Source organism: Pseudobythopirellula maris (genome assembly GCF_007859945.1).
GTDB classification, from domain to species: Bacteria; Planctomycetota; Planctomycetia; order Pirellulales; family Lacipirellulaceae; genus Pseudobythopirellula; species Pseudobythopirellula maris.
Genome location: NZ_SJPQ01000003.1, coordinates 458,567 through 480,619 on the forward strand (window position 1 = coordinate 458,567; position 22,053 = coordinate 480,619).

The window sequence follows — 22,053 nt, forward strand, 5'->3', positions numbered from 1 at the left end:
ATCAAGAAGCCGCGTCGACGGCGCCCTTGCACCCCTTGGCGAGCCGCGAGAGCAGTTCGGCCTCGGGCGGGGCGTACGGCCGGAACTTCTCGCTCTGGCCGGTCTCGTCGTTGTAGAAGATCGCCCGGTGGGACTTCAGCGTGCTGGCGGCCGGGGTGTCGATCAGGTGGCTCGAGTCGGCCGACGAGAGCTGCATCGCCACGCGCATGGCGAACTCGCGGAGCGCCGCGCGGTCGAACATCCGGGTGACCGAGTTGTAGCTGTCGCACCACACCAGCGTGTGGATCCCCACCGCCGGGCCGTCGCGCAAGATCGCCGCGAGTTGCTTGTCGGGCGCCGGGGGCTCGTCCTTGTTGGACGAGAACGAGAAGTCGTCCTCCATGCGCCGCAAGTCGCGGAACCTGCCCGCGTTGTGGATCACCAGGTAAATCGGACCGTCGTAGAGCGGCGGGGCGTCGTCGGCGCCGGACGCCGGCGCCTCGTTCGCCTCGGCCGCTTCGCGCCGCACGACCTCGTTGTAGACCTCCGCCACGGCGTCGGTCGCCGCGCGGCCCTCGGCCAAGCGGCAGGTCACGCCGGCGGAGAAGCCGTCGAGCGACTCGGCCACACGGCCCCACACGCCCTCGCCCTCTTCCTCGTGACGGGTGCCGTCGAGCACGACGAATCGTACGCCGCCGTCGCCGCCGCTGCGGTTCGCAGCCGACGCCGTGGCGGCGAGCGAAACTGCGGCGCTGGCCAACATGCCTATCGCCTCGAGCGGTTGGGGGCCGACGACCAGCAGATTGGCGCCGGGATAGCGGCCAAAGGCCACAGCCGTGGGCGGCTTGATCGACACCGCATCGCCGAGCCAAGCCAGCGGCGGGCGTCCGGGCTCTAGCGGTGTTTCTCCACTGGCCAGGCCGAAGAGCTGCGTGTTCTCGGCCAGGTCGGCCGGGGCGTTGCCCTCGAACACGATCGTGTCGGGCCGCGGCAACTCGCGCTGATGACGCAACTCGTCGATCGTGTCGAGCCGCTTCGAGCGTTCTTTGTCCGAGAGCCAGACGACCTGGAACGGCTCGTTGGCCGTCGGCTGGCCGTTCTGGGCGTTGTAGATCGCCTCGCCCGGGCGGGTGAGGAACCGGGCGGCCGTGTTGCGTTCGTCGGACAGGATCAGGTGGGCGTCGCTCTCGCTGCACTCCAGGGCGACCCGCACCGCCATCTGGCCTAGCGTGCTGCGGGCGATCGAGTAGGCGCCGGCGAGTGTCTGCGTGCCCAGCAGCACGTGCACGCCGAACGCCCGCCCCTGCCGCACCAGCCGGTCGAGCAGCAGCGCCGCGTCTTGGCTGAGTTTGTCCTCCTCGACAAAGAGCTCCTGAAACTCGTCGATGATCAGGAGCACGCGGGGCGCGTGGTCCTCGGGCCGCTTCTCGCGGTAGTCGGCCAGGTTCTGCACGCCGGCCGCGCGGAACTTCTCGCCGCGCTGCTTGAGCTCGTCGTCGAGCCGCTCGAGCACGCTGATGCCGAACTCCCGCTCGCTCTCGATGGCGATCACGCGGGCGTGGGGCAGGCGGTGGGTGGCGTACGACTTGAACTCGACGCCCTTCTTGAAGTCGACCAGATAGAACTCGACCTCGTCGGGCCCAAAATGCATGGCGGCGCTCGTGACGAGCGCGTGGAGGAAGGTCGATTTGCCGGAGCCCGTTTTGCCCGCCACGAGCAAGTGCTGCGACGTTCCCTTGCCCAAGCGCACGTCTTGCAGGCTCTTGGCGCCGGCGCGTCCGACCGGTACACGCAGCTCAACCGAGCACTCGCGCGACCACATCTCGTCGGCCGGCGGAGCGACCACCGAGAACGGCACCTCGACTTTCACCGCCTCCTTGGCCGCTTGGCCGGCCGCCTTGAGGACCTCGATCATTTGCTCGGGAGGGGGCGGCGACTCGAACCGGATCGGCAAGCGCTGGAACTCGGGGCGGCGCCACTCGAGTCGCTTGGTGCGCGGGTTCTCTTCGATCCACACGGCCTGCGACTTGACCTCGTCGAGCCGGAACTCGTTGGGCAGCCGTTTCTGGTTGTCGATTCCCAGCAGCGTGTAGACGCCGCACCGCGGCCCGCCGGTGATGATGCTCTCCAGCCGCCGGGCGGCCGACTCGCTGAAGTTCGTTGGGAAGCCGGCGATCACGAGCACCTGGAAAGGCTCGGCCACCTCGCCCGCCTGGGCGTTGTACTCGTGGATGGTCTCGTACTCGCTCCGCAGGTACTTCTGCAGCACGGTCTCCATGTGGTTGGTGAGCCGCACGAGCTGGTCGTCGATGTCGCGCGGCTCGCTCCAGATGCGGCCGTTGATGAGCAGCTCGTCGTGGTCGGCCAGGTGCATGTAAGACTGGAAGCTGTCGCCCAGCCCCAGCGGGTCGATGATCGTGAACCGCACGCGGCCCGGCGGCATGGCGGTGAAGAACCGCAGCATCACGCCACGCATCAGGTCGAGCCCCTCGGCGCGGGTCGTCGCGCCGGTCGAGACCAGCAGCGTGGGGTCCTCGCTCAGCGTCATCAGCGCCGGCGCCTCGAGTCGCGTCTCGGGCGGCGCGAGACGCTCGTCTTCGGGGGCGCCGTGCTCGATATTCTCCAGGTCGATCGCCATCCGCCCGAAGCGGATCGCCGGGGCGGTCTGGGTCGGCTTGGGCCATTCGGCGTAAGCGGTCTCCGCGAAATCGGGGAACAGCCGCTGCGCTTCGGCGCGCATGTCGCGCAGCTCGGCCCGCACATCGTCGAAGCGGGTGAGCCAACGCTCGAACATCCCTTGCCAAGCCGCCTCGTGGTCCTCTTGGATCTTGACCGTGCGCAGCTCGTGATCGCGTTCGAGTTGCTTGAGAAACTCGTCGCGTTGGCGGGTGAGATCGGCCAGCCGCTCGTTGTGCTCCCGCTCGGCCTGCGCGAGTTCGGTGTCGTAAGCCTTGCGCATCTGGCTGAGCATGGCGGGGAAGAGCTTGCCGGCCTCGTTGAGCTGGTCGGAGGCCTTGGCGGCCGCCTCGCCCACCAACTGCTCGAGCCTCAGGCCGACCTCTTGCAGGTCGCGGTTGCGGCGGTCGATCAGCTCGCGGCCCTCGGCCTTGGCGCGGAAGCCGGCGACGGCGGTCGCGGCGCGGAGCGCGGCGTCCGCCTCGAGCAGCAATCGCTGGACGCCCGCGAGGCCCTCGTGCGACTGCCGCTTGGCCTTCGGCTTGAAGTAAGCCCACAATGCGCCGTTCAGGGCCGCGGCCAGCAACACGCCCCCCGTGTAGCCGACCCAGTTCGTCCAGCCCATCACCGCGCCGCCGGCGACGATCGCCGCCAGCAAAATCGAACCGGCGATGACCGCCGGCGCCTCGCCCTCGAACAGCCTGGCCAGCCGCTGGTCGTAGAGCTGCTGGCCGGCGGCGCGGGCGGCCTCGACCCGCTGGTCGAGTTCGGCCAACGCGGCGTCGAAATCGATGTCCGCCTCCGACACCTGTACGGGCCGGCCCCCCGACAGGTCGAGCTCGGCCTCGCCCTGGCGGCGCATGCGAACGATCTCCACGGCGTCGCGGCCGATGGCCAGCAGGTCGTCGCGTCGTTCGGCGATCTGGTCCTTGGCCTCGGCGAGCCGCTCTGCCGGCAACAGACGCTGCAAGTCAAACAGCGTGAGGATCTCCCAGGCGGCCTCGTTCTTCTCCTGGGCCGCGCTGTCGCGAACGCCGGCGGCTTCCGACTCGGCGGTCGTGCGGATCGATTGGTAGCTCTGCTGCGCCGACTCGCGGCGGGCCAGGTAGGCCGCCACCCTTCGCTCGGTCGCCGCCTTGTACTCGGCCGCTTCGGCGGCCTTGGCCCGCTCCAGTTTCTTGTCGGCCTCTCGCAGGTCGCGACGGCGGCGGTTCTCGGATTCGGTTTCGGCCTCCTCGAATCGCTTGGCGACCGACCGCTCCTCCTCGTGCCGCTCCTTCGCCGCGCGCACGAGTCGCTGGATCATCTCGGCTTGGCGCCGGGTGGAGAGCGTATCGGCGGGCTGGTTTGGCGTCATCAAGCGGATGGGGGACAGACGAGCGGGGGCGATCACTCCATGATAACAGGCCATTGGCTGTTGGCCCCTGGCTGTTGGCGGCCTTTAGACGGCGGAGCCTTCCTCATCGAGCCAACAGCAAAGGGCTATTAGCTAATAGCCTTTTACCGCTCGACTTCACGCTGCGCCTCTTGCAGCAGCATGCGCATCCGGGCGATCGCGTCGAGTCCCGTCTTCACATCCGGCAGAATCGTTTCGATCCGCTGTTCATAAAACGCCCGGCTCACCGGGTCGTCCCACGACTCGGACACCTCTTCCCACACGCGCAGCAGCTCTTCGGTGGCGTGGCGGATACGCGTGGCGCCGGTGTCGAGGTCGCACGGTTTCATGGGCTGGTCCTAATCTTTCTTCGGCGGCGTGGGTTGGCGGATCGCCTCGATCAGCGGCGCGGCGGCGCTCGCCTGGGCGACGTACTTTTCGAGCGTGTCGGCCACACGCTCGAGCAACGCCGCGGCGGCCGGCGCGCTCTCGTCGCCCGCGGCGCGGAGGTGGGCGACACGCCCCTGGTACTCGTGCATCTCGTGCCGCAGCGACCGCGCCCACTCGCGCAGCCGATCCTGCTTGTCTTGGCAGTATTTCAGATACGCCTGCGCCTTCTTGACCGCCTGCCGCTCTTCGGTGCAGCTCGGCTGCTCGTCGTTGATCGGGTACATCAGGCAGCGGTGCAGGTCGTTCTTCGCCTCCCCGACCGCGTCGGTCGCACGCCGCACCCGCTCCTTCCAATAGATCGGCCGGTCGTGTTCGATCCAGTCGATCACCCGACGCGTCTCCGACGCGATCTCGGTGAGGCCTTCGTCGACCCGTTTTGAGAAACGCAGCAACTCGATCCGCAATTCCTCGATCGCCTCAAACGCTTTGACGTTGGCCGATTCAGTCATGCGTTGGCGTCAGACTAGTTGGGGCGTTTGTTCTTGTCGGGGTCTCAACCGCGCTGGGGCAATCGCACGGGAATGACGAAGCACGACTGACGTATGTCGAATGCCTTCTCGGCGTCCAACAGGTTCGTCATTCGTGCTTCGGGATTCGTCATTCAACGCGTCAGCGTTGCTGGAGGTAGTCCTCGATCCGCTCCGCCTTGCGGAGCAGGAACGGGGCGTGCTCGTTGGTCGCCTCGATGAAGTGGCCGATCGCCTTGATCTGGTGCTCAAAGTCCTCGACGAACTTCTGGTGCTCCTGATCGCGCCACGTGGCGTGCAGGTTCTGCAGCTGCGAGGAAAGCGACTTCATCCGCTCTTCGAGATCCGCGTTGAACTGCCGCAGGTTGTTCGCGAAGCGGCGCAGCTCGGTGGGATTGACGATGGCTTGCGACATGCGATGACTCGTTTCTGTAGCGGCGCCGGGTGGGGGACCGGCATGGTGGGTAGCGGGATGACGAGACGCGGAGGCCCCCGTCTATTCTACCACCCCAGGGGCGCGGCGGGCCGCCGGGGCTCAAGCCACGGCGGAGGCGTCCCCCCCCGGTTCGTCGCGGAGCGGGGCGGCGATTCCCCTTTTCCCTACGGTTTTTTGCAGCTCACGCCGCGCGTCGGCCAACGCCTCAACGGCGAGCCGTATCTGCTCCTCGCTGTGCGTCGAGGTGACGAAGAACCGCAGCCGGGCGGCCGACTCTTCGACCGCCGGGTGGACGATCGGCTGGACGTTCACGCCGCGCTCGAACATCCCCCGCGACAGCCGCATCGCGGCGAGCGAGTCGCCGGTGATCACCGGCACGATCGGCGTGGCGTCGCTCGCCCCGGTGTCGAACCCCGCCTGGCGGCAGAGCCGCAGCAGCAGCCGGGAGTTCTCGGCGAGCCGCTCGACCCGCTCGGGCTCCTCGCGCAGCAGTTCGAGCGAGGCGAGCGCGGCGGCCGCGGCGGCCGGAGGCATGCCGACGCTGAACACGAAGCCGGGCGCCGTGTACTTGAGGTACTCCACGATCTCCTTGGGAGCGGCGATGTAGCCGCCGCAGCTGCCGAGCGCCTTGCTGAGCGTTCCCATCCAGAGATCGACGCCTGAGGGCTCGACGCCGTCGAGCCCGCTCATGCCGCGGCCGGCGGCCCCCACCGTGCCGAGCGAGTGGGCCTCGTCGACCATCAGGTAAGCGTGGTGGCGGCGTTTGATGTCAATGAAAGCGGCCACGTCGCTGCGGTCGCCGTCCATGCTGTAAACGCCCTCGATGGCGATCAGCACCCGGCGGTGCTCTCCGCGGTAGCGCTCGAGCAGCCGCTCGCAGGCGGCGTGGTCGTTGTGAGGGAAGGCCCGCCTCCGCGCGCCCGACAGGCGGGCGCCTTGCACCAAACTGTTGTGCGCCAGCGAGTCGTGCAGCACCAAGTCGCCCGGGCCGACGAGGCAGCCGATCGCCGTCTCGTTCGTGGCGTGGCCGCCGACGAAGGCTACGGCGTCGTCGGCGCCGATGAGCTCGGCGAGCGCTCGTTCCAGTTCGCGGTGCAGCGGCTTCTCGCCCGACACCAACCGGCTGGCCGACACGCTCGTGCCGTAGCGATCGATCGCCCGCTTGGCGGCGGCCTGCACGCGGGGGTCGCCCGACATGCCGAGGTAGTTGTAGCTGCAGAAGTTAACGTACTCGCGGCCGTCGATGATCGTGGTGTCGGCCGTCACCCCCTCGTGCGGCGTGAAGTACGGGTTGTCGACACCGGCCTGGGCGGCGGCGTCGATCGTCTCGCGCAGCCGGCGGTACTCGGGCGACTCGGCGAAAACGTAGTCGCCGCGCGTGAGCCGCTTGGCGGGCGCCCCCTCGGCGGCGCCTTCGACCGCGCGGCGCACCTCGGTGACGATGTCGCGGCAGGTCGCCATGCCGAGGACCGTCTCCTCGGCGAAGCGGGCGCCGAACTCGTCCTCCAGGGCGGCGACGATCTCCATCCGCTCGAGCGAGTCGAGCCCCAGGCCGGCCAAGTCGTCGTCGAGCGCAAGGTCGCGCGCCCGCTCCCTCGCCACGCCGCGCACCACGGTGAGCACACGCTCCACGAGGTCGGGCTGGGCGGCGTCGGTCGCGTCGTTGGTGGGGGTCGCCTCCAAGACCAGCGTGCCGCGCGACGAGTCGTCGGCCCCGCGGCGGCGGCGACCGGCCGACTGGCGGCCCCCGTCGGTGTCCCACGACGCGACGACTTGCAGTTCGCCCGCCAGATAAGCCGCCCGGCAGGCGTGGCGTTGGATCTTGCCGCTCGAGGTTTTGGGGATCGTGTGCGGACCGAGCAGCACCACGGCGTGCGGCGTGAGCTCGTGCAACTCGGCCACCTGGCGGCGCACCGCGTCGATCAGCTCGTCGTGGTCGATGTCGCGACGGCGGACCGTCTCGTGGACGATCACCAGCCGCTCCTCGCCGGCCCCGCCCACGGCGAACGCCGCGCCGCTGGCGGCCCGCAGGTCGGGGTGGGCCCGTTCAACCGTCTGCTCGATGTCTTGCGGGTAATGATTCACCCCGCGGACGATGATCAGGTCCTTCAGGCGGCCCGTGACGTACAGCTCGCCGTGAGCGAAGCAGCCGAGGTCGCCGGTGCGGAGGTGCGGGCCGCGGCCCTGCTTGCCGTCGGGGCCGGCCGTGTAGGCGGAAAAGGTCTCGCGCGTGGCGTCTTCGCGGCCCCAGTAGCCGCGAGCGACGCTCGGGCCCGACACCCAGATCTCGCCGACGAGGCCCTCGGCCAGTTCTTCGTGCGTGTCGGGGTCGACGATCGTCACGCCGACATCGAGCAGCGGGGCGCCAGACGCAACGAGCGTTGTCGCGCCGTGAGCGCCGCTTTCGGCCGGGGCCGCTTGGCCTTCCGCCAATTCGGCCGCGTCGAACACACGCGAGGTGGGCGCCGAACTCTTGTCGCCGCCGGCCACGAGCAAAGTCGCCTCGGCCAGCCCGTAGCAAGGGTAAAACGCCTCGCGGCGGAACCCGCAGCGTTCGAACGCGCGGGCGAAGCGGTCGAGTGTGTCGGCGCGGACCGGCTCGGCGCCGTTGAACGCCAATTCCCACTGCCGCAGGTCGAGCGAGCGTTTCTCTTCCTCGGTGACGCGCTCCACGCAGAGGTCGTACGCGAAGTTCGGCCCGCCGCTGATCGGGGCGCCGGTGTCCGAGAGCGCCCGCAACCAACGCAGCGGCTTCTGCAAGAAGTGGCTGGGCGACATCACGGTCATCGGCCTGCCGGCGTAGATCGGCTGAACCACGCCGCCGATCAGTCCCATGTCGTGGTGCAACGGCAGCCAAGTCACGCCGCTGCTCCCCGCCGCCGGGCGGAAGCCGGAGGTGATGACCGCCGTGTTGTGCAGCAGGTTGGCGTGCGAGAGCATCACGCCCTTGGGCGTGCCGGTCGAGCCGGAGGTGTATTGCAAGAACGCCAGCCGCTGCGGGTCGATCGACTCGGGCGCCCAATCGTCGCCCTCCGAGGCGTCCAGATCGCCGGTGCAGCACCACGGCATGTCGCTCAGGTCGTCGAAGTCTTGGATCATCGGCTCGACGAGCAAGTAGACTTCTTTCGTGGTCAGCGCGATGCGGGGCTTGGCGTCGGCGAAGATCGCCCGGATGCGGTCGAGCTTGCGGTTGCGGCGCGGCGGGAACGCCGGGACCGCCGTCACGCCGGCGTACAAGCAACCGAAGAACGCCGCGATGAACTCCAGCCCCGAGGGGTAGAGCAGCAACGCCCGCTCGCCCGACAATCCGAGCGACTGCAAACGGGCGGCGATCGCCCGCGCCCGGGCGTCGAGCTCGGCGTATGTGATGTGCAGCCGCTCCGACTCGCCGTCGACGAGGAACGTGAACGCACGCTGCGCGCCGAGCCGCGCGGCGCGGTCGCGCAACAGCCGCACGAGGTCGTCGGCTGCGGCGTCGGCCTGGGGAGGCGGAGAGAGCGGCGTGGTTTCGGTCGGGTGGTGACTCACTTGGCCGTGGCGGATGACGGAGTGGGAGAGTTAGTGCGAATCGCACGGATGGGGAGCGTTCGTGACGACGACAAGCGGCGTCGGTATGGCGAAAAGCTCGCTACGGCTCCGAGTAACACGCTCTAAATGCGACTGCGGCCCGCCGCGTCTGTGCGACCGGGAAGGACCGGGTCCGCGCGAGACGAGGCGGCTCATTCTACCCGGTTGGCCGGGCTAGTGGAAAAGCGGCCTAAGGGCGCCGGCCCTCGGATCGCTCTCGTCGGGAAGCTGTGGTCACAAAAAAAGGCGGGATCCCTCGTTGGGAGTCCCGCCTTGTACTCGATGATGGCGCCGCCGCCCGGCTTCACGCGGCGGGGCGTGAATCTTTGACGACTCAGTGCTTGAACTCGACACCGAAGTTCAGACCGTTGGTGAACAAGTCGGTGCGGTCTTCCTTGAAGCCGAAGTAAGGGACGGCGAAGTCGGTCGAGTTGCCGCCGCGGTGGACGTTGCCCACGTAGTGAGCCGTGTAACCCGCCTTCACGGAGATCGACTTCGACAAGCGGTACCGGAGCTCGGCCCGCAGCTCGCCGATCGGCGAGAACTCGTGCATCGTCTTGCCCTGCACCGAGGCGGTGGTCCGGGCCGAAGCCGAGCGGTTCAAGGCGCCGGGGATGGCCTCTTCGCCGAACAAGCCGTACTGGTCAAAGTCGACGATGTTGTAGCCGAGCATGCCGCGGGCGTCGAGGATCCAGTCCCAGGCGCCGTCGTGCTGCGTCCACCGCAGGCCGAGTTGCGGCCCGAGGATTTGGTTCTCGACGTCGGTGTTGACCGTGGTGCGTCCGAAGATGCTGCCTTCGCCTTGCATGAAGAATTCATCTTCGATGTCCATGAACCGCACGCCGTAGGAGAGACGCAACGCCTGGTTGCGGCCCCGCTCCATCTTGTGCCCGGTGTCGATGTCGAGCGTCTTCACCAGTTCGACACTGTCCATTTTCGTGCGGGTGCGAGCCGTCACGGTGTCAAAGAAGACGTTGAAGGTGGTCAGGTCGCCGAAGTCGGTCAGCAAGGCGATCACCTCGTCCGGGTTGATCACGCCGTCGCCGTCGATGTCGGCCAGCACCCGCACCACGCCCGGGTTGCCGTCGCCGTCGATGTCGTCGGCGAGCCGGTCGGCGTCGATCGCCGTGTTCTCACCGTCGCCGCCGTCGCCTTCTTCCTCTAGCACGATCGTCGAGAGCAGCAGGTCGAGGGCGGTGAGAGACACCGTCAGGTTGTCGATCTGCGTGTCGAGCATATTCGGCGGGATCTCGCCCGGTGGGGGATCGTTCTGCAAAGTTGTGAACTGAGCCTGCAGAGCGGCGAGGTCGGCCAGCACGTCGTTGACAGTCGGGACAAACCCGACCTGATCTTCGTCTTCCAAGCCGTTGATCGTGGTCAGGGCGTTCTGGACGTCGCCAACGATCACGTTGATCAGCGCGTCGAGCAGCACGACGTCGGGGTTGGCGTTGGGCGGGTCGGTCTGGGCTTCGTCAAACCTCCCCAGAGCGAGGAGGCCCTGATCAACGTTCGCCGTGATCAGGCCGGCGGCGTTGTCGGTGTTGAAGGGGTCGTTGTCATCGAAGTTGGCGCCGTAGTTCCCCACGTACAGCAGGGGGCCGTAGACGGTGCCCTCAGCGGCGCCGTTGTTGTTGTTTTGGTAGTCGCGGAAGCCCTTCAGGAAGTCTTCGTTCGGCAGTCGGAAGTTGACCGCGACGCTGCCGAATCCCAAGGCGAACGTGTCGGCATTGGGACCGATGTAGTCGGGGTCCTGCAGGGGCTGACCACCGCCCGCCCCCCAAGTGCCGCCGGCCTCGGTCTCGGGCCCATCGATGATGCCGACCATCCAGCCGTTCTCGCCATCGCTGAAGCCGAACTCGTACCGCTCACCCCACGAGAAGCCGGCGTCTGGCATCGCGTCGAGGATGCTGTTGCGGACCGCGTAGGGCTGGATCGCCCCGTCTACCTTCACGCTCAATCCCGCAGCGATGTTGGCCGGATTGGTATTGAAGGTGTTGATCTCGGCTTGCAGTTGAGCAACCGTCACGAATCCCGAGGTGTCAAACGGCATCACCTCGATGTCGTCGTACTGAACGCTCGGGTCGTTCGCCTGAATGACCGCAAAGCTGAGCCCACTGTAACTGAGATTCTCAGATAGCGAGTCGATGTGGCCGAGCGAGGAGTTCTGCTCAAGGGCCGTGATCGCAAGATCGATGGTCGCCGGTTGGTACATCGTCTCGCTATCTACGAGCAGCCCTTCGTCGCCGATCTCGACTCGATCGCTCAGGGTGCCCCAGAAGGTCTTCTCGATGCTGGCGAAGTAGCCGGCGTCTTTGCGGGGCATCTGGCCATCGAGGTCGAGCTCGATCGGCTCGAACCAGCGAAGGTCGTGGTGATAGGCGACGTCGCGGGCGCCGTAGGCCTGCGCCAAACACGCCGAGGGCGTGGCGACAGCGGCCAATGCGACAAATGCCCGCACGACGTGGGCCAGTAAGATGTGGTAGGGGGTGGCTGACATCGGCTTCCTCGATCCAGAGAACGCTTTGAGGGACGCGTTGTGTATTGCTTTTTCCGGCCCCGGCGACGCACCTCGGTGCGACTCCAGAGACCGATCGTTGCAAGTGGTATCGGATCTGACGGAAGCTCCTGTTGAGTAAGATCGGTAAACCCTGACGATTTTTTGGCGTGTGCCGGTGGCGCCGGTTATCCGCCTTGAGGCGAGAAAGCGGGCGGCCTAAGGCTGCGGCCGCAGCTTCCTAGAGGGCTAGCCAGCCTAGAAACCGGTTTCTGAGGCGTCTGGCGATCCCAGGCTTGGCCCGGGGCGACGAAGTGCAAGAATGCATCTGCCGGGGCGTCGAGCTGCTCCTGCATGTCTGGCCAGCAACCAGCAGGGGGCGGAACTGCGGCAGTCCGCCAGAAAAACCAGCCAATAGGGTGGCAGGATCGAGCCGCGTCGAGGCGCCCTAAGACAGCCGTCAGGCCGAGGGGGCGAGCAAGAAGAAACGCCGTGGAATGCCGCAAATATTTACCATGAGCGCATAAAAAAGCTCCCACAGGTGGGGCAGAGACCTGCGGGAGCCGGGCGTCGAACAGTATTTAGTCGACGCTGCTATACTACCGAGGATCGCAGGCAATAGCAAGCAACTGATTTGCGAAAACGCTAGAGATTTCTGCGTAAGAAAGTGAATTAATCTGTAGATATGCGACAGCCCAGCGGCTTTGAGTCGCGTTTAGCCGCATGCTTTCCTCGTTCGGGCCGCCCTCCCGCCGCCCCAGGCCCCTACCAGGCCGGAAAGAGAATCCTTTGCGAATCGATCGACATCTCGCCAGAAAGTCCTGCAGCGCACGCGTCGCCGCCGACGCGGCGATTGCCCTCGTAGCGAAGCACGCCTTGCGACCCCCCACCTCAGGGGGACGGCGAATGACTCGCATTCTTGGCGGATTTGCCGCCTTGCTGGGGATCATGATCTCGCTTGCGGGCGCGGCCAAAGCCCAAACTGCGGCTGCCGAGCCGGCGGTTTCGAACGCCCCGCAGGACGACACCAAGGGGCCCTCGACCAAGGAGTGGGTCCGGGTCCAGCAGAACGATTCGGGCGAGCCGGTCGCCATGCAGGTGGCCATCGTTCGCTACGAGGGGACCCCGCCCGGGGCCCGACGCCCGGTGACGGTCGACCTCATCGGCGCGGTCCACGTGGGCGACGCGGCCTATTACCGCCGGCTCGACCGCCGGTTCCGCCAGTACGACGCCTTGCTGTACGAGTTGGTTGCCCCGCAGGGAACGATCATCCCGCGCGACCAGAAGGCTTCGACCCGCAACCCGCTGGGCGCCATCCAGGGAGGCATGAAGTCGATGCTCGAGCTCGAGCATCAGCTCGAACGAGTCGACTACACGCAGCCCAACTTCGTCCACGCCGACATGTCGCCCGACGAGTTGTTCGCCAAGATGGACGAGCGAGGCGAAGGGCTGGTGCAAATGTATTTCCGCCTGCTAGGCCAGGGGATCGCCATGCAGTCGGAGCAGACCGCCAAGGGCGAATCGTTCGACGCGGACCTGATTGGCGCCCTGTTCGCCCGCGATCGGGCTCGCAAGCTCAAGATCGCCATGGCGAAGCAAATGACGCAGATGGACGTGTTCCTCTCCGCCTTCGATGGCGAGGACGGATCGACCCTGATCACCGAGCGCAACATCGTCGCTCTGAAGGTGCTGAGCCGCGAAATCGAGGGCGGAAAGCGTAAGCTGGGCGTCTTTTACGGCGCAGGACACCTCAACGACATGGACGAGCGTCTGCGGACCGATTTCGGCATGGAGCCGACCAAGCAATGGTGGCTCAACGCCTGGGACCTGCGGCCAAAGTCACAGCGACGCCGCGGACGATGATTCCGGCAGGGATGGCGGGCGTGCGCCCCCCCGCTGGGTGAGATCGCCACGAATCGCCCCCCGCATGGTCCCGGAGCGGCAGAATACGGCCGGTTGGGCATTCCTAGCCCGCTGCTGGGGTGTTACAATCCGGGGCTCAACAAGAGCCGCCCATAACTCACAAGACCCCCCACCCGCCAGAGTCACGACTCGGCGAGTGCTTTGAAGGGGTTTCCAGTAAAGACACGACCTTCAGACCCGAAAGCAGCAGAATCATGGCCAAGCCCGGTCGCAAAGTGAAGAAAGCCAACCACGGAGCCCGCCCGGCGTGCAGCCGGCCGCGCAAGAGCCGCCGTCATAAGGTGCGCACCTAAGAATTGGTCGACGGACCCTCGGTAGGTTCGTGCTGTTCCTTCCTTTCGCCGACCGCGCGAAGCGTGCGTGGTCCTAGCCCCCGTGCGCCGTGCCCGCTAAGGACTTCATCCTCGATCCCTCTGGTTTCGTCTTCGACCCGCCGTTGGTAGGCATCGAGGCGATCCGTGAGCTGATCCCGCAGCGCGGAGCGATGGAGCAGCTCACCGGCATCATCCACGACGACCCCGAAGCGGGAATCGTGGCGGGCTTTAAGGACCTCACCGACGAAGAGTTTTGGGTCCCCGGCCACATGCCTGGCATGCCGCTGATGCCGGGCGTTATGATGTGCGAGGCGGCCGCCCAGATCTGCAGCTACTTCGTCATGGCCCACGACCTGCTGGGCTGCGAGATGCTCGGCTTTGGCGGCCTCGACGAGGTCCGCTTCCGCGGCGCCGTCCGGCCGGGCGACCGGTTTGTGGTGGTCGCCCAGAAGACCCAGGTCCGCCGCGGAGCGATGATCCGCTGCCGCTTCCAATGCTTCGTCGGCGAGGCGCTCGTTTGCGAGGGCCAGCTGCGTGGCATCCCGATCCCGGTCGAAGCCCTGCGGGCCGCCAGCGGTTAGCTGTTCGCCTTTAGCTGTCTGCTTAAGATGATATGTCGCCGTCTTACTCGCCAGCAGCTAACAGCCAACGGCTAAAAGCTTTCTCATGCTTTTCCCTCTCTTCGACCGCAACCCGCACACGCGGTTCCCGCTCGTCACGCTGCTATTGATCGCGGCGAATGTCGCCTGCTTCTGGCTGACGTACAACCAGCCGCGGGCCGATGCGGTGAAAACGGTTCTCGAGCGTGGCTTCGTGCCGCAGCGGTTGAGCCACGTCGGCGAGGCACAGCCGGTGATCGTGGAGCAGACGATCGAAGACGAGAAAGGCCAGCAGCGCCCGCTGCGACTCCAGCTGTCGACCAGCCCCTCGGCGGTCTACCCCACGATCCTCTCGATGATGTTCCTGCACGGCGGGCTGCTGCACCTCGTGTCGAACATGTGGATGCTGTGGGTCTTTGGCGACAACGTCGAGTACCGTCTCGGCAGACTCGTGTTCCTTGGCTACTACCTTGCCGGCGGTGTGGTGGCGGTTGTCGCCCAATGGGCTATCAATCCCGAGAGCACGGTCCCCGTGATCGGCGCGAGCGGCGCCGTGGCGGCGGTGCTGGGCGGCTACGCCGTGAGCTTCCCCAAGGCGATGGTGCGGACGCTGATCTTCATCGGTTTCCCGTTGCTGTTCGATCTGCCCGCCTTGCTCGTGCTGGGGGTCTGGTTCGCGTTGCAAATGTTCGCCGGCATCCAGGGTATTTTGGCGCCGGGCGAGGTGGAGGTGAGCGTTGCGTTCTGGGCGCACATCGGCGGCTTCCTGGCGGGCGTGGTGCTGATGCCAATGCTCGCCCTGGGCGCCTCGCCCCCCGACCTCGACTGGCGATCCGAGAGCGAAGAGCTCTTCCGTCCTAACTCGACGGATCGCTGATTTTTCTAACCGCGGATCACACGGAGGGCACGGATGCGATAGCCATGAGAAGGAGCGAGAAAGCACAAAAGACGTCTCCTGATTTTCGGCTCTAATCGGATCCCTCTCTTCGTGCTTATTGCGTCTTTATGCGGCCATTGCTATCCGTGACACCCGTGCAATCCGTGGTTCTCTCTCAAAGAAGTTTTCGATAACGCTATGGGCCGACGAGCGCTCCGTAAGATCAAGCCAGAAATCGACCTCACCGGTCGGCTCCTCTCGTACGACGACCTGCCCAACCCGTGGGACGCCGAGGCGCTGTTCAGCGAGGAGCCGCAGCGCGGGCGACCGCTCGAGGTTGAGGTCGGCAGCGGCAAGGGCCTGTTCCTGCGCCGCGCCACGGCTGAGCGGCCCGAGCACAACTTCTTGGGCGTCGAGATCGCCCACAAGTACGCCCGCTACTGCGCCGCCGAGCTCGTCAAGCAAGACGCCGACAACGGCAAGGTGCTCAGCGGCGACGGCCTGCGGCTGTTCCACGAACTGCTCCCCGACGGTGCGCTCGAGGCGGTGCACGTTTACTTCCCCGACCCGTGGTGGAAGAAACGGCACGCCCACCGGCGGGTGCTGAACGACAGGTTTCTGTTAGACGTCGCACGCACGCTGCGTGATGGCGGGCGGCTCCACTTTTGGACCGATGTGGAAGACTATTACCAGGCGACCCTCGAGCTGATCGCCACGATGCGCGGCGAGGGCCTGCCGCTGACCGGGCCGCACCCGGTCGAGGAGCGTCCGTTCGAGCACCACCTCGATTTCCACACGCACTTTGAGCGCCGCACGCGGCTGAACGACGAGCCGGTCTTCCGGGCGGAATTCGAAAGAATCGCCCGAACCGGCGGCGGGGACGGTGCGTAACTCGGGTGGCCCTTAGCGCCCTAACGAGTTAGTGTGGAACGGCCCCCTCGCCTCGATAAGCCCCAGCCGCCGTGCCCCCAGACGCCCCGATCACGACCGACCACGCCGTGGCCCACGAGCGGGCGATGCGCGATCTTGTCGAGCCGTTCTACACGCCGCTCGAGAGGCTCGGTTCGCTCACACCGGTGGGCGAAGGCGAGCTTGAGCCCGACTACCGGGCGCTGCTGGCCCACGACGACCACATGACCGTCACCCAAGAAGCGCTGCACGAGTCGCTTGTCGACGTGCGCGTGGTGGACGAGCGGTCGGGCGACGGCTGGTACTCGCGTGCGAGCGTTCTGGCTCGTCAATCGGACGGCAGGGCCGTACAGTTGGGCGTCATGCGGATCAACCTGGGCGGCTTGCCTTCGGCTGTCCGCGAGGCGATCGAGGCCCGCAAGACTCCGCTCGGGCGGATCCTGATCCGCCACCACCTGCTGCGCGAGGTCGAGCTGCTCGCGCTGTGGCGCATCGAGGCGGGACCCGGTTTGGCCGAGGCCCTAGGGATCAACGAGGGCGACACGACCTACGGCCGATCGGCGCGGATCCTTGTGGAAGGAAAACCGGTGGTCGAGCTGCTGGAGATCGTCCGGCCGTAACAACACGCCCTGCCTCCCCCACACGTGCTTGAGCATGCTCCCGACGAAAGAGACCTACGACTGCGTCGTGATCGGCGCCGGCCCGGCCGGCTGCACCGCCGCCGCGCTCGTGGCGCGAGCCGGGTTCTCGGTGCTGTTGGTCGAGCGTGAGTCGCTGCCGCGCGAGCACGTTGGCGAGTCGCTGATGCCCGAGACGTGGCGCACGTTCGAGCGGCTCGGCGTGCTCGACAAGCTACGCGCGAGCCGATTCCCTAAGAAGGTCGGCGTGCAGTTCGTGAACCACACCGGCAAGGAATCCAAACCGTTCTTTTTCCGTCAGCACGACGACCGCGACTGCGCCGAGACGTGGCACGTCGAGCGGGCCACGTTCGACAAGATGCTCTACGACCACGCCGAGGGGGAAGGCGTGGAGTGCCTCGACGGCGTCCGTGTGCTCGAAGTGGCGATGGTCGGCGACCGGACTACGGGCGTGAAGCTGCAAGCCAAAGGAGGCGCCACGGCGGTCATCGGCAGCAGCGTGGTGGTCGACGCCAGCGGTCAGTCGGCCATGCTCGCCGGCCGGTTGGGCCTGAAGCGGGTGAACCCCGACCTGAAGAAGTCGGCGATCTGGCGGCATTATCGCGGCGCCCATCGCGACGAGTCGGGCGGCGGGGTCAAAACGATCATCCTGCACACCGACCAGCAGAAGTCGTGGTTCTGGTACATCCCGCAGTCGGACGACATCGTCAGCGTCGGCGTGGTGGGCGACAACGACTACCTGCTCAAGGGCCGCGGCAAGCCGGCCCAAATCTTCGAGGAAGAGATCGCCAAGTGCGACGGCGTGGTAAGCCGCCTTGTGGGCGCCGAGCCGCTCGATGACCTGGCCGTGGCCAAAGAGTTCTCCTACTCGACCGACCGGCCGTCGGGCGACGGCTGGGTGCTCGTGGGCGACGCCTGGGGATTCATCGACCCGGTCTACTCGTCGGGCGTTTATTTCGCGATGCTCTCGGCCGACATGGCGAGCGACTGCATCATCGACGCACTGCGGGCGAAGGATCCGTCGGCCGAACGCCTGGGCGCCTGGGCCGAGGAGTTCTCCATGGGCACGAAGTGGGTCCGCAAGCTCGTCACGGCGTTCTACTCGGGCGAGTTCCGCGTCGGCAAGTTCGCGATGGATCACCCGGAGCACGTGCCGGCCCTGACCGATCTGTTGATCGGCCGGATGTTCTCGCCAGCCGTCCCGCGAATGTTTGAAGACCTCGACCCGTGGCTCGAGCGCGCCATTGCCGAGAGTGACAGGCAGAGCGACACGGCGGACGACACGATGGACGGCGGCGGTTCCGTGCCGGCGATCGCCTGATTCGCGTTCTCTTGGGCAGACACCATCGGCCGAACGGTGAAGCCGCCCACGCAATGGGTCATGAGGCCGTTCTTGATTCGCCTTTCTCGCGGCCCCTCCCATCCCCCTGGCGGGGGCGATCGGGTTACACTCCTTACTTGACCAACGGCTATTCTTCTCCAGCGGAGGCGGCGATGCGGATGGTGGTCTGGGGCCTCGTGCTCCTGCTTTTGGTGCTGCACCAGGACATCTGGTTTTGGAACGACGGCACGCTCGTGTTCGGCTTCATGCCGATCGCCCTGTTCTTCCACGCCTGCATATCGATTGCGGCGAGCGTCACCTGGTTCATGGCGACCAAGTTCTGCTGGCCAACCGGCGTCGACGACGCCCTCGCACCCACCCCGCCCGCGGGTGAGAAGGGGGGGGCCGCGTGATCCAGCTCATCATCATCGCGTGCTACCTCGGCCTGCTGCTGCTCTTGGGCATGATGGCCAGCCGGTTCTTTTCGGGCTCGAAGGCCGACTACCAGCTCGCCAGCCACTCGATCGGCCCGTTCCTGCTGTTGATGTCGGTCTTCGGCACGACGATGACCGCGTTCGCGTTGGTTGGCTCGAGCGGCGAGGCGTTCAAGGAGGGGGTCGGCGTTTACGGCATGCTGGCCTCGTCGAGCGGCATCATCCACTCGCTCTGCTTCTTCTTGATCGGCATCAAGATGTGGGACCTTGGCCGGCGGAACGGCTACTCGACCCAGATCCAGTTCTTCCGCGACCGACTGGACAGCGACAAGCTCGGCCTGCTGCTGTTCCCGATCCTCGTCGGGCTGGTGATCCCCTACCTGCTGATCGGCGTGCTCTCTTCGGGCACGGTCATCCAGGTGATCACCAGCGGCGCCCCGGGCCAGCCCGAGACCGGCGCCCTGCCCTACTTCACCGGCACGAACGGCGGCCTGCCCCGTCAGATCGGCTCGCTGGTCGTCTGCGGCGTGGTGCTCTGCTACGTCTTCTTTGGCGGCATGCGCGGCACGGCCTGGGCGAACGCCTTCCAGACCATCGTCTTCATGGTGCTCGGCGTCGTCACGTTCAGCGTGATCGCCAGCAAGCTCGGCGGCCAAGAGGGCCTGCTGGACAACCTCCGCGTGCTCGGCGAGAAGATCCCCGAGAGCAAGGCGACGCGGTCCGAGATGTCGCAGTCGAAGTTCCTCACCTACCTGCTCGTGCCGCTGTCGGTGGGGATGTTCCCCCACCTGTTCCAGCACTGGCTCACGGCCAAGAGCGCGAAGAGTTTCCGCTTGTCGGTGGTGGCCCACCCGATTTTCATCATGATCGTCTGGGTGCCGTGCGTGCTGATCGGCGTGTGGGCCGCCTCGGGCATCGTGCGGCTGCCGCCCCCGATCGCCGCGAACCCCAACAGCGTGCTGATCTTCCTGGTCAAGAGCCAGACGACCGCCGTCTTGGGCGGCTTCCTGACGGCCGGCGTGCTGGCCGCCATCATGTCGAGCCTCGACAGCCAATTCCTCTGCCTCGGCACGATGTTCAGCACCGACATCGTCTCGCACTACGCCGGCAAGGACCGCTACGACGACCGCACCCAGGTGTTCATCACCCGCGCGTTCATCATCGGCATCGTGGCGATCACTTACGGCCTGAGCCTGTTCGAGCCGCGCAGCGTGTTCACGCTCGGCATCTGGTGCTTCAGCGGGTTCTCGGCGTTGTTCCCGCTGGTCTTTGCCGCAATCTACTGGCGCGGGCTCACCAAGGCGGGCGCCTACGCTTGCGTGCTCACGGCGATCGGCGTGTGGGTCTACCTGTTCCGCGAGTCGGGCTACGGCGCCAACGGCTCCTACACGGTCGACCTGCCGCTGGGCGGCGTCACCTACGAGACGATGCCGGTGGCTACCATGGTGCTGGCGTCGACCGTGGCGCTGGTCGTGGTGTCGCTCGTCACGCCCAAGCCGAAGGCGGAAACGCTGGCTAAGTTCTTCCCAACAACGTAATCAACCACAGAGATCGCAGAGAGCACGGAGAAAGACGCACGAATAGGATGCGGACGAACGCGTATCAAAGGGATCTAAGAGGATTGAGCACACCCCTTTATCCGCGTAAATCCGCTTCATCCGTGTTTATCCGCGTCTAATTCTCTGGTCCTATATTTGTGTCCTCTGTGCTCTCCGTGGTGAATCCCCCGTGCGAATCGTCTACCTAGCCGCCGGCGCCGCGGGCATGTACTGCGGGAGCTGCCTGCACGACAACACCCTGGCCGCTGCGCTCATCAAGCGTGGCGAGGACGTGCTGCTCGTGCCGACCTACACGCCGCTGCGCACCGACGAGCAGGACGTTTCCGAGGCGCGCGTGTTCTTCGGCGGCGTGAACGCCTACTTGCAGCAGCACTCGTGGCTCTTCCGCCACACGCCGCGTTGGTTCGACCGCCTGCTCGACAGCCCCGGCTTCCTGCGATGGGTGACCAAGGGGGCGGCGAGCGTCGATCCCAAGAAGCTCGGCGCGATGACCGTCTCGATGCTCCAGGGCGAGCAGGGACGGCAGAGCAAGGAAATCGAGAAGCTCGCCGACTGGCTCGCCGACGACGTGAAGCCTGACGTGATCCACCTGTCGAACTCGATGCTGCTCGGCATGGCGCGGCGGCTGAAGGAACGGACCGGCGCGCGGATCGTTTGCGCCTTGTCGGGCGAAGACAACTTCCTCGACCAACTCAGCGAGCCGCACCACGCCCAGGCGCTCGCCCTGCTGCGTGAGCGCGCCCAAGAGATCGAGGCCTTCACCGCGCTGGGCGGCTACTACGCCGACCACATGGCCGAGTACCTCGGCGTTGACCGTGAGCGGATCCACGTCATCCCCCACGGGCTGAACCTCGAGGGGCACGGCCCGCTCGAATCAAACGCGGGAGCGGCGCCCACGGGGACGCCGCGGATCGGCTTCTTCGCCCGCGTGTGTCACGAGAAGGGGCTCCACCTGCTCGTCGAGGCGTGCGAGCGACTCGCCCGCGAGCGACCCGAGTTGCCGTTCGAATTGCGTGCTGCCGGCTACCTCGGCGGCGGCGACTGGCGTTACCTCGTCGACCTGCGCGACCGCTGTGAGCGCGGCCCGCTGGCGGGGCGGTTCCGCTACGAGGGCGAGCTCACGCGTGAGGCGAAAATCGCTTTCCTGCGCTCGCTCGCCGTGTTCAGCACGCCGACGCTCTACCGCGAGGGCAAAGGCCTGCCCGCCCTGGAGGCGCTGGCCAACGGCACGCCGGTCGTGCTGCCCGACCACGGCAGCTTCCCCGAAATCGTCGCGGCCACGGGGGGCGGCCTGCTGCACACGCCTGGCGACGCGGCCCACCTGGCCGAGCGGCTGGCCGAGCTGCTCGCAGACCCCCAGCGGGCCCAAGCGCTCGGCCTCGAGGGAGCTGCGGCGATCCGCGACAGGTTCCACGCCGACGGCATGGCCGAGGCCACGGGGGCACTTTACCGCCGTTTGCACGGCATTTGAGGCCACCGCGGCGGGCACAGAGCGGGTGAGGCGGAGGGCGTAAGTCCCCCGGAGGGCATCGGAGGCCCGCCGATCCCGGGGGCCCTCCTCCCCTCGGCCTCCGTACGGGAGCCCTTGGCGCCGGCGCCCCGGCGCCCTAAGATGCGGGACTCGCTCGCATGCGCGGGCCCCAAGCCAATTACCCTGATCCTCGTGAAGGGCCGCCCCACGCGGCCAACCAACGCCATGGCATTCGTCAAGCGACGCTCGAATAAGAAGAAGATCAAGACGCCCAAGAAGGACCCGATCTTCGTCGACGGCGTGAAGCCCCGGCCGATGTACGTCGACTACAAGGACCTCGAGCTCCTGGGCAAGCTCACCAACCGCCACGGCCGCATCGTCAGCCGTCGCAAGAGCGGTTGCCACGCCGCGAGCCAGCACGCCGTGGCCCGCGCCATCAAGCGCGCCCGCTTCATGGCTCTGATGCCGTACGTGGGCGACTGATGACGGGTCAATGACCAAATGACTAAAGCCCCAATGGCCAATGCTTGCTCGCAAGCCGTATTGGTCATTGGGGCTTGGTCA

17 protein-coding genes are annotated in these 22,053 nt (G+C 66.6%); 11 read left to right on the plus strand and 6 right to left on the minus strand.

The window, feature by feature from the left end; translation table 11 throughout:
• Position 1: 1 nt before the first annotated feature.
• From Mal64_RS14655 to Mal64_RS14680, 6 genes are all read right to left on the minus strand, one after another.
• The gene (locus Mal64_RS14655; RefSeq protein ID WP_146401556.1) at positions 2 to 4,012 is read right to left on the minus strand and encodes an FtsK/SpoIIIE domain-containing protein; all 4,011 of its coding nucleotides are present in this window, start codon (positions 4,010 to 4,012) and stop codon (positions 2 to 4) included.
• 143 nt (positions 4,013 to 4,155) lie between these two features.
• Positions 4,156 to 4,380 carry a hypothetical protein gene (locus Mal64_RS14660; RefSeq protein ID WP_146401558.1) on the minus strand — a complete coding sequence of 75 codons (225 nt, stop codon included), beginning with the start codon at positions 4,378 to 4,380 and terminating at the stop codon, positions 4,156 to 4,158.
• A gap of 9 nt (positions 4,381 to 4,389) precedes the next feature.
• Positions 4,390 to 4,929, minus strand: coding sequence for a hypothetical protein (locus Mal64_RS14665; protein WP_146401560.1), 540 nt, complete (start codon positions 4,927 to 4,929; stop codon positions 4,390 to 4,392).
• 160 nt (positions 4,930 to 5,089) lie between these two features.
• Positions 5,090 to 5,362 (minus strand): WXG100 family type VII secretion target, encoded by a 273-nt coding sequence (locus tag Mal64_RS14670; RefSeq protein WP_146401562.1) that lies wholly within the window; start codon positions 5,360 to 5,362, stop codon positions 5,090 to 5,092.
• Between the two features lie 120 nt (positions 5,363 to 5,482).
• Positions 5,483 to 8,911: an aminotransferase class I/II-fold pyridoxal phosphate-dependent enzyme gene (locus Mal64_RS14675; RefSeq protein ID WP_146401564.1), complete on the minus strand. Its 3,429-nt coding sequence runs from the start codon at positions 8,909 to 8,911 to the stop codon at positions 5,483 to 5,485.
• Positions 8,912 to 9,284: 373 nt separating this feature from the next.
• Positions 9,285 to 11,447, minus strand: coding sequence for a BBP7 family outer membrane beta-barrel protein (locus Mal64_RS14680; protein WP_146401566.1), 2,163 nt, complete (start codon positions 11,445 to 11,447; stop codon positions 9,285 to 9,287).
• A gap of 903 nt (positions 11,448 to 12,350) precedes the next feature.
• Here Mal64_RS14680 and Mal64_RS14685 point away from each other — a divergent pair.
• The 11 genes from Mal64_RS14685 (at position 12,351) to rpsR (ending at position 21,972) form a co-directional block, all read left to right on the plus strand.
• Positions 12,351 to 13,307 (plus strand): hypothetical protein, encoded by a 957-nt coding sequence (locus Mal64_RS14685; protein ID WP_146401568.1) that lies wholly within the window; start codon positions 12,351 to 12,353, stop codon positions 13,305 to 13,307.
• A 254-nt stretch (positions 13,308 to 13,561) separates the two neighbouring features.
• Complete coding sequence (locus Mal64_RS20465; RefSeq protein WP_391527854.1) at positions 13,562 to 13,660, plus strand: 50S ribosomal protein bL37; 99 nt, start codon at positions 13,562 to 13,564, stop codon at positions 13,658 to 13,660.
• Between the two features lie 89 nt (positions 13,661 to 13,749).
• A complete protein-coding gene (locus tag Mal64_RS14690; RefSeq protein WP_146401570.1) occupies positions 13,750 to 14,262 on the plus strand; it encodes a 3-hydroxyacyl-ACP dehydratase FabZ family protein in 513 nt (170 codons plus the stop codon).
• An 85-nt stretch (positions 14,263 to 14,347) separates the two neighbouring features.
• Positions 14,348 to 15,157: a rhomboid family intramembrane serine protease gene (locus tag Mal64_RS14695; RefSeq protein ID WP_146401572.1), complete on the plus strand. Its 810-nt coding sequence runs from the start codon at positions 14,348 to 14,350 to the stop codon at positions 15,155 to 15,157.
• A 198-nt stretch (positions 15,158 to 15,355) separates the two neighbouring features.
• Positions 15,356 to 16,048 carry a tRNA (guanosine(46)-N7)-methyltransferase TrmB gene (gene trmB, locus Mal64_RS14700; protein WP_146401574.1) on the plus strand — a complete coding sequence of 231 codons (693 nt, stop codon included), beginning with the start codon at positions 15,356 to 15,358 and terminating at the stop codon, positions 16,046 to 16,048.
• A gap of 71 nt (positions 16,049 to 16,119) precedes the next feature.
• A complete protein-coding gene (locus Mal64_RS14705; protein ID WP_146401576.1) occupies positions 16,120 to 16,686 on the plus strand; it encodes a hypothetical protein in 567 nt (188 codons plus the stop codon).
• A 34-nt stretch (positions 16,687 to 16,720) separates the two neighbouring features.
• The gene (locus Mal64_RS14710; protein ID WP_146401578.1) at positions 16,721 to 18,025 is read left to right on the plus strand and encodes an NAD(P)/FAD-dependent oxidoreductase; all 1,305 of its coding nucleotides are present in this window, start codon (positions 16,721 to 16,723) and stop codon (positions 18,023 to 18,025) included.
• 137 nt (positions 18,026 to 18,162) lie between these two features.
• Positions 18,163 to 18,438: a DUF3311 domain-containing protein gene (locus tag Mal64_RS14715; protein ID WP_231993771.1), complete on the plus strand. Its 276-nt coding sequence runs from the start codon at positions 18,163 to 18,165 to the stop codon at positions 18,436 to 18,438.
• Complete coding sequence (locus Mal64_RS14720; RefSeq protein WP_231993773.1) at positions 18,435 to 19,997, plus strand: sodium:solute symporter family protein; 1,563 nt, start codon at positions 18,435 to 18,437, stop codon at positions 19,995 to 19,997. The genes Mal64_RS14715 and Mal64_RS14720 overlap by 4 nt, the downstream gene beginning before the upstream one ends.
• A gap of 190 nt (positions 19,998 to 20,187) precedes the next feature.
• Complete coding sequence (locus Mal64_RS14725) at positions 20,188 to 21,489, plus strand: glycosyltransferase family 4 protein (RefSeq protein WP_146401580.1); 1,302 nt, start codon at positions 20,188 to 20,190, stop codon at positions 21,487 to 21,489.
• Between the two features lie 225 nt (positions 21,490 to 21,714).
• Entirely contained in the window at positions 21,715 to 21,972 is a 258-nt protein-coding gene (rpsR, locus tag Mal64_RS14730; RefSeq protein WP_146401582.1) for a 30S ribosomal protein S18, read from the plus strand.
• The last annotated feature ends 81 nt before the right edge of the window (positions 21,973 to 22,053 follow it).